The following is a 6,192-nucleotide window of genomic DNA, read 5'->3' as shown; positions in this document are numbered from 1 at the left end:
TCTCGTGGGCTCGGATTTGTTTATAACACACAGCTGCAGACATGTCGTGGCCTCTATTATACGGGTGCGCCCGCGCCTCTCCCCGGGGGCGCACCCCTAACCCGTGGTTTCTAGGACTCGAACGCGGTCGGCAGATACTTGTCCACGTTCTCCGCGGTGACCACCGGCGCGTTCAGCACGATGCGGCTCGGCACCTCCACCTCGACGAGGTCGCCGAGGGCCTTGTCCTGGGCCACGAGCCGGGCCAACCGGATGCCGTCGGCCGCCTGCGTCGACGGGTAGATGACCGTGGCCTTGAGCACGCTGTCGCCCGACTTGATCAGGTCCATCGCGTTCTTCGAGCCGGCGCCGCCGACCATGATGAACTCGTCGCGGCCGGCGGATTCGATCGCGGCCAGCACGCCAAGGCCCTGGTCGTCGTCGTGGTTCCAGAGGGCGTCGATCTCGGGGGCCGCGGAGAGCAGCTGCGAGGTGACGGCCTCACCGCCGGCGACGGTGAAGTCGGCGGCGACGCGGTTCGACACCTCGAGACCGCAGTCGTCGAGGGCGTCGGCGAAGCCGCGGCTGCGGTCCTGCGTGAGCGGCAGCGAGTCGATGCCGGCGATCTCCGCGATCACGGCGTCGGGGTTGTCGCCCACCTGCTCGCAGATGTACGTACCGGCACTGACGCCCATGCCGTAGTTGTCGCCGAGGATGGTGGTGCGGGCGGCGAACGTCGACGAGAACTCGCGGTCGACGTTGATGACCGGGATGCCGGCCTCCATCGCCTTGGTCGCCACGTCGGTGAGCGCCGAGCCGTCGGTCGGCAGCAGCACGATCGCGTCGACCTTGTCGTTGATGAAGCCCTCGACCTGGCTGATCTGCAGGCTGGCGTCGTTGGTGCCCTCCGCGACGCGCAGGTCGATGTCGGGGTACTTCTCCGCCTCGGCGATCGCCGCGGAGTTGATGGCGCCGAGCCAGCCGTGGTCGGCGGCGGGGCCCGAGAAGCCGATGACGATGGTGTCGCCGGTCTCCTCGTTCTCGGTGTTGTTCGTGGGGGCGGAACCGGGGGTGTCGGTGGTTCCGGTGGTGCAGCCGGCGAGCAGGCCGGCGATGACGACCGACGTTCCGACGAGCGCGAGGGTTTTGCGCCGTGATGAGCGGGTGGAAAGCATGGGGTCCTCCAGTGTGGGTGAATGCGGATGCCTCTGGCGCCGACGCGAAACACCCGCAACGCGCCCCGGCTGCACTGCCAGGCCCACGTCACACCGTCCACATCGACAATGGATGCAACGTAGCAGAGCCCCGACGGCAAGGGAACAGCTTTCTCCGATTAAAATCAAAAGCTGCAATTCTCGAAACAAGTTTTGGCCGATACCTACCCGTTCTCTGCTAGCCTGCGGTCATGATCAACGCTGACCATGGCTCGCCCCTCCTCGAGGTGCGCGGAGTGACGAAGTCGTTCGCGGGAGTCGCCGCGCTCAAAGGCGTCGATTTCTCGATCGTTCCCGGCGAGGTGCACTGCGTGCTCGGCCAGAACGGCGCGGGAAAGTCCACCCTCATCAAGGTGCTCGCCGGCGTCTACACGCCCGAACAGGGCGAGTTGCTGTGGCGCGGCGAGAGCGTGACGATCGCCGACCCGATCGCGGCCCTCGACCTCGGTATCGCCACGATGTACCAGGAGCTCGACGTCGTCGACGGCCTCAGCATCGCCGAGAACATCTTCCTCGGCCACGAACTGTCCACCGGCGGCGTGCTCAAGGTGCGCGAGGCCCACCGACGCGCGAAGGCGCTGCTGAAACGGCTCGGCCACGGCGACCTGTCGCCGTCGCGCGAGGTGGGCTCCCTCTCGCCCGCCAACAAGCAGATCGTCTCCATGGCCAGAGCGCTCTCCCGTGACATCCGGCTCATCGTTATGGACGAACCGAGCGCCGTGCTCGACTCCGAAGAGGTGAAGAACCTGTTCCGCGTGGTCAGGGAGCTCACCAACGACGGCATCGCGGTCGTCTACATCTCGCACCGTCTCGCCGAGATCCGCGAGATCGGCGACCGCATCACCGTCATCAAAGACGGACGCACCACCGCGAGCGGCCTCACCGTCGCCGACACCCCGACGCCGAAACTGATCACCCTGATGACGGGGCGCGACGTCGAGAACGTCTTCCCGCCGGCGGTCGCGATTGCGGATGACGCGGAGGAGGTACTGCGCGTCGAGGGCCTCACCGTGAAGGGCGTCTTCGACCCGGTGTCGTTCAGCGTGCGCGCCGGCGAGATCTTCGGTCTCGCCGGGCTGGTCGGATCGGGGCGGTCGGAGATCCTGGAGACCATCTACGGGGCGATCAAGCCGACCGCCGGGTCGGTGTCGGTGCTGGGCAAGCCCGTGCGCGGCGGCTCGGTGCCGGCCTCGGTCTCGGTCGGCATCGGGCTGTCTCCCGAGGAGCGCAAGAGCCAGGGCCTCATCCTCGAACAGCCGATCTACCGCAACGTGACCCTGTCGTCGTTCGCCCGGTTCGCGCGCGGCGGCTTTCTCAACGAGAAGCTCGAGCGGTCGACCGCGCGCAACCAGCTCGAGTCGCTCGAACTGCGCCCCGCCGACCCCGACCGGGCGGTCGGGCTGCTCTCCGGCGGCAACCAGCAGAAGGTCATGCTGGCCCGCTGGCTCGTGCACGGCACCACGGTGCTGCTGCTCGACGAGCCGACGCGCGGCGTCGACGTGGGCGCCCGCGCAGAGATCTACTCGCTGATCAGACAGCTCTCCGCCGCGAAGACCGCGATCGTCGTGGTCTCGAGCGAGATAGAAGAGGTGCTCGGTCTCGCCGACCGGGTGCTCGTGCTCGCCGAGGGCGAGACCCTCGACATCGTGGCGGCCTCAGACATCGACGAATCGGGCGTTCTCGACCTGGTTATGAAAGGAAGCGCAGCATGAGCCACCAGACCGCAGCACCCGTGGAACAGCAGGCGAGTTCGAATAGGGCATCCGCCACCCTGCGCAGGTTTCTCGGCAGCGCCGCCGGCCGCAACATCGGGCTCGTCATCGCGTTGCTGCTGCTCATCGTCGTCGGGGCGGTGACGAGCGGCGACCGCTTCACGAGTATCAGCAACGTGCTCACGATCGTGCGGCTCGCGTCGGTGACCGGCGTGCTCGCGATCGGCATGACCTTCGTGATCATCTCGGGCGGCATCGACCTGTCGGTCGGGTCGGTGCTCGGCCTGTCGTCGGTCGTGGCGACCCTCGCCGCCGTGCAGGCAGCGGCCGCGTCGTTCTGGCCGCTCATGATCGTCGTCGCCCTCGCGGTCGGCCTCGCCGCCGGGGTGATCAACGGCATCATCATCGCCTACGGAAACGTGGTGGCGTTTATGGCGACCCTCGCGATGCTCATCGCGGCGCGCGGGTTCGCCGAGATCCTGTCGAACCGCACGACCCAGACGGTGAAGGTGCGCGGCTTCCTCGAGTTCTCCGACGGCAACTTCCTCGGCGTGCCCACGCTGGTGTGGATCTTCATCCTCGTCTCCGCCGCCGGCTGGATTCTGCTCAACCGCACGACGTTCGGCCGTCGCACCGTCGCCATCGGCGGCAACCGCGAGGCCGCGCGCCTCGCCGGCATCAACGTGAAACGGCACATCGTCTACCTCTACGCGCTGAGCGGCCTGACCGCCGGAATCGCGGGCATCATGCTCACGGGCCGCACCACCTCGGGCACCTCCACGCACGGCACCCTCTACGAGCTCGACGCGATCGCGGCGGTCGTGGTCGGCGGCACACTGCTCGCCGGAGGTCGCGGCACGATCGTCGGAACCGTTCTCGGCATCCTGATCTTCAACGTGCTCACGAACATCTTCACGCAGAACAACCTCAACACCTCGGTGCAGGCGATCACGAAGGGCGCGATCATCGTGATCGCGGTGCTCATCCAGCAGCGCTTCGCGAACCGCGGCGTGCGCAAGTCGTAGGCCCTGCCGGCGGGCTGGCTTCTGCCAAATGATGGAGATCTTCGTAGTAACACGGGTCGAGCGGCATAAACGTGTGACTCGACCCCGACTTCTCCTTCATTTGGCAGTCAGACACCGGTAGCCTGAGTGCGGACAACGTTGTCCGGTTGCCCATTACCCAGAAGGAAGCCCGCGCATGCCCACCACACTCTCCGGAGACTCGTCAATCGCCACCTGGCTCGACCACCCCGTCGGCGGCCCGATCATCCGCGAGATGCTCGCGCAGTCCGGCCAGGATGCCGATGTCATGCGCCCCGTGCGCAAGCTCGCGATCAAGCGCCTCGTCAAGCTCAGCAAGGGCCGATTCACCCAGGAGATGATCGACGGGCTCGTCGCGCGGGTCGAGGCCGGCGACGTTCCCGCATCGGCCGACGTCTCGGTCGAGGTCGTCGAAGAGACCGCGGATGCCACGGCCGAGCGCCCCGAGTGGGTGGAGCGTATCGACTCCGGACGCTTCAGCGGCAAGACGATCATCGTGACGGGCGCCGGATCCGGCATCGGCCGCGCCACCGCCTCACGCGTCGCCCGCGAGGGCGGCCGTGTCATCGCGGTCGACATCTCACCGGAGCGCCTCGACGAGTTCGTCGCGGCCACCCCGGGCGGCGACATCGTCGTGGTCGTGGCGAACGTCACCGACGACGAGGCGATCGCGGCCGTCGTCGCGGCGGCCGGCGACCGCATCGACGGCCTCGCCAACATCGCCGGAATCATGGACGACATGACCCCCGTCGGCGAGATCTCGGATGCCGTCTGGAAGCGCGTCTTCTCGATCAACGTCGACGGCACGATGAAGCTCATGCGCGCCGTCATCCCCGCGATGCTCGCCCAGGCGAGCGGTTCGATCGTGAACACCGCGTCGGAGGCCGCGCTGCGCGGCTCCGCGGCGGGCGCCGCCTACACCGCGTCGAAGCACGCTGTCGTCGGCCTCACCAAGAGCGGCGCGTTCATGTACGGACCGAGCGGCATCCGCGTCAACGCGGTCGCACCCGGTCCCACGATCACCAACATCGAGGCCACCTTCGCGTCTCCGCTCGGCGCCGAGCGCGTGCGTATCGGCATGTCGGTGATGCCCGACGCGGCCGAGAGCGATGCGCTCGCGGCATCCATCACCTTCCTGCTGAGCGATGACGGTGTCAATGTCAACGGCGTCGTGCTGCCTTCCGATGGCGGCTGGTCTGCCGCGTAGGCATCCGCTTCAGCGACTGGCGCGGCTCTCGGCGAAATCCTTGAGCCGCGCCAACCGCCATTCGGCGACCCGGTCGAACGCGCCGCTCATGAGCGAGAGCACCGGTCCGCCGTGCTCGAACGTGTGCTCGACCCGCGTGTGCCCGGCATCGAGCGCGCCAAGTGTCCAGCGTCCCATCTCGCGCGCACCCGGCGCGCGCAGCTCGTACTCGACGACCGCGTCCGACCCCGGGTGGCCGTAGGTAAGCGTCGCCCGAACGAACGACTTGACCGTCACCGCGTAGGCGACCCCGGGTCGGGCAGCGGTCTCCGAGGTCGCGCTCCGCGTGATGGCGGGATTCCAGTGCGCGACCGCGCTCGGGTCGAGCAACACCCGCCGCACGGAATCGATGTCGGCGGCGATGTCGGTGGTGTCAGCGTGGCGAGCCATATCGATCCCTACTTTCGGCGAGTTACATGATGCAACATACATGCTGTAACATGTAGTTCGCAACGAATCAGCGAAAGGGCCGACCGTGACCAGACCACCCGACCTCGCACCCTCGGAGTTGCGCTATCTGGTTCTAGCCGCTCAGCGCGAGGGCGCGCGTCAGTATTCGCGCGCCCTCGACCGCTTCTCCCTCACGGTGTCGCAGGCCGAGATCGTGCTGGTTCTCGAGGAATTCGGCCCACTGAGTCTGCGCGATCTCGGTCAACTGATCGTGTGCGAGGCCGGCAGCCCGAGCCGCATCGTCGAGGCTCTGGTCTCGCGCGACCTGCTCGAGCGCAACGTCGACCCGAACGACCGCCGTTCGACCGTTTTGCGGCTGACGCCGAACGGGGCCGAGCTCGTGCCCGGGCTCCGTTCGGTGGAGACCGCGATCGACGCGGCAACCTCCGACGTTCTCGACGCCGACGAGAAATCCGCGGTCGCGTCGGCCCTCAGAAAATTCCTTCTCGGCACCGCCACGGGCGACACGATCGAACGCCGGTTCGCCGACAAACGGTATCTACTCGTCGGGGATGAGTCCGTCGAGGAGCGCCTGCACGCCCGGGGCC

Annotated in this window: 6 protein-coding genes; 4 read left to right on the top strand and 2 right to left on the bottom strand. The window is 67.5% G+C overall.

From position 1 onward, the window contains the following. Positions 1-110: 110 nt before the first annotated feature. Entirely contained in the window at positions 111-1,154 is a 1,044-nt protein-coding gene (locus ACLQ6X_RS10795; RefSeq protein WP_411700169.1) for a substrate-binding domain-containing protein, read from the bottom strand. A 230-nt stretch (positions 1,155-1,384) separates the two neighbouring features. Here ACLQ6X_RS10795 and ACLQ6X_RS10790 point away from each other — a divergent pair, with 230 nt between their 5' ends. From ACLQ6X_RS10790 to ACLQ6X_RS10780, 3 genes are all read left to right on the top strand, one after another. Beyond that, positions 1,385-2,905: a sugar ABC transporter ATP-binding protein gene (locus ACLQ6X_RS10790; RefSeq protein ID WP_411700168.1), complete on the top strand. Its 1,521-nt coding sequence runs from the start codon at positions 1,385-1,387 to the stop codon at positions 2,903-2,905. After that, positions 2,902-3,930 carry an ABC transporter permease gene (locus ACLQ6X_RS10785; protein WP_411700167.1) on the top strand — a complete coding sequence of 343 codons (1,029 nt, stop codon included), beginning with the start codon at positions 2,902-2,904 and terminating at the stop codon, positions 3,928-3,930. Before ACLQ6X_RS10790 ends, ACLQ6X_RS10785 begins: the two co-directional genes overlap by 4 nt. Positions 3,931-4,105: 175 nt before the next feature. Further along, positions 4,106-5,155 (top strand): SDR family NAD(P)-dependent oxidoreductase, encoded by a 1,050-nt coding sequence (locus ACLQ6X_RS10780; protein ID WP_411700166.1) that lies wholly within the window; start codon positions 4,106-4,108, stop codon positions 5,153-5,155. Between the two features lie 9 nt (positions 5,156-5,164). On the opposite strand, the gene ACLQ6X_RS10775 is transcribed toward ACLQ6X_RS10780, so the two are convergent. After that, entirely contained in the window at positions 5,165-5,584 is a 420-nt protein-coding gene (locus tag ACLQ6X_RS10775; protein ID WP_411700165.1) for an SRPBCC family protein, read from the bottom strand. Between the two features lie 85 nt (positions 5,585-5,669). On the opposite strand from ACLQ6X_RS10775, the gene ACLQ6X_RS10770 reads away from it, so the two are divergent. Further along, on the top strand, positions 5,670-6,192 hold a 523-nt coding region (locus tag ACLQ6X_RS10770; RefSeq protein ID WP_411700164.1), incomplete at its 3' end, for a MarR family winged helix-turn-helix transcriptional regulator.

The organism is Conyzicola sp. (assembly GCF_046714715.1).
Classification (GTDB): Bacteria; Actinomycetota; Actinomycetes; order Actinomycetales; family Microbacteriaceae; genus Conyzicola.
The sequence above is the reverse complement of the archived record's forward strand: the minus strand, read 5'-3'. Positions and strand labels throughout refer to the sequence as shown.

Excerpts from the sequence above, each read along its gene's own strand:
- ACLQ6X_RS10780 (WP_411700166.1), top strand. The coding sequence starts at position 4,106 with ATGCCCACCACACTCTCCGGAGACTCGTCAATCGCCACCTGGCTCGAC.
- ACLQ6X_RS10775 (WP_411700165.1), bottom strand. The coding sequence starts at position 5,584 with ATGGCTCGCCACGCTGACACCACCGACATCGCCGCCGACATCGATTCC.
- ACLQ6X_RS10795 (WP_411700169.1), bottom strand. The coding sequence starts at position 1,154 with ATGCTTTCCACCCGCTCATCACGGCGCAAAACCCTCGCGCTCGTCGGA.
- ACLQ6X_RS10785 (WP_411700167.1), top strand. The coding sequence starts at position 2,902 with ATGAGCCACCAGACCGCAGCACCCGTGGAACAGCAGGCGAGTTCGAAT.
- ACLQ6X_RS10790 (WP_411700168.1), top strand. The coding sequence starts at position 1,385 with ATGATCAACGCTGACCATGGCTCGCCCCTCCTCGAGGTGCGCGGAGTG.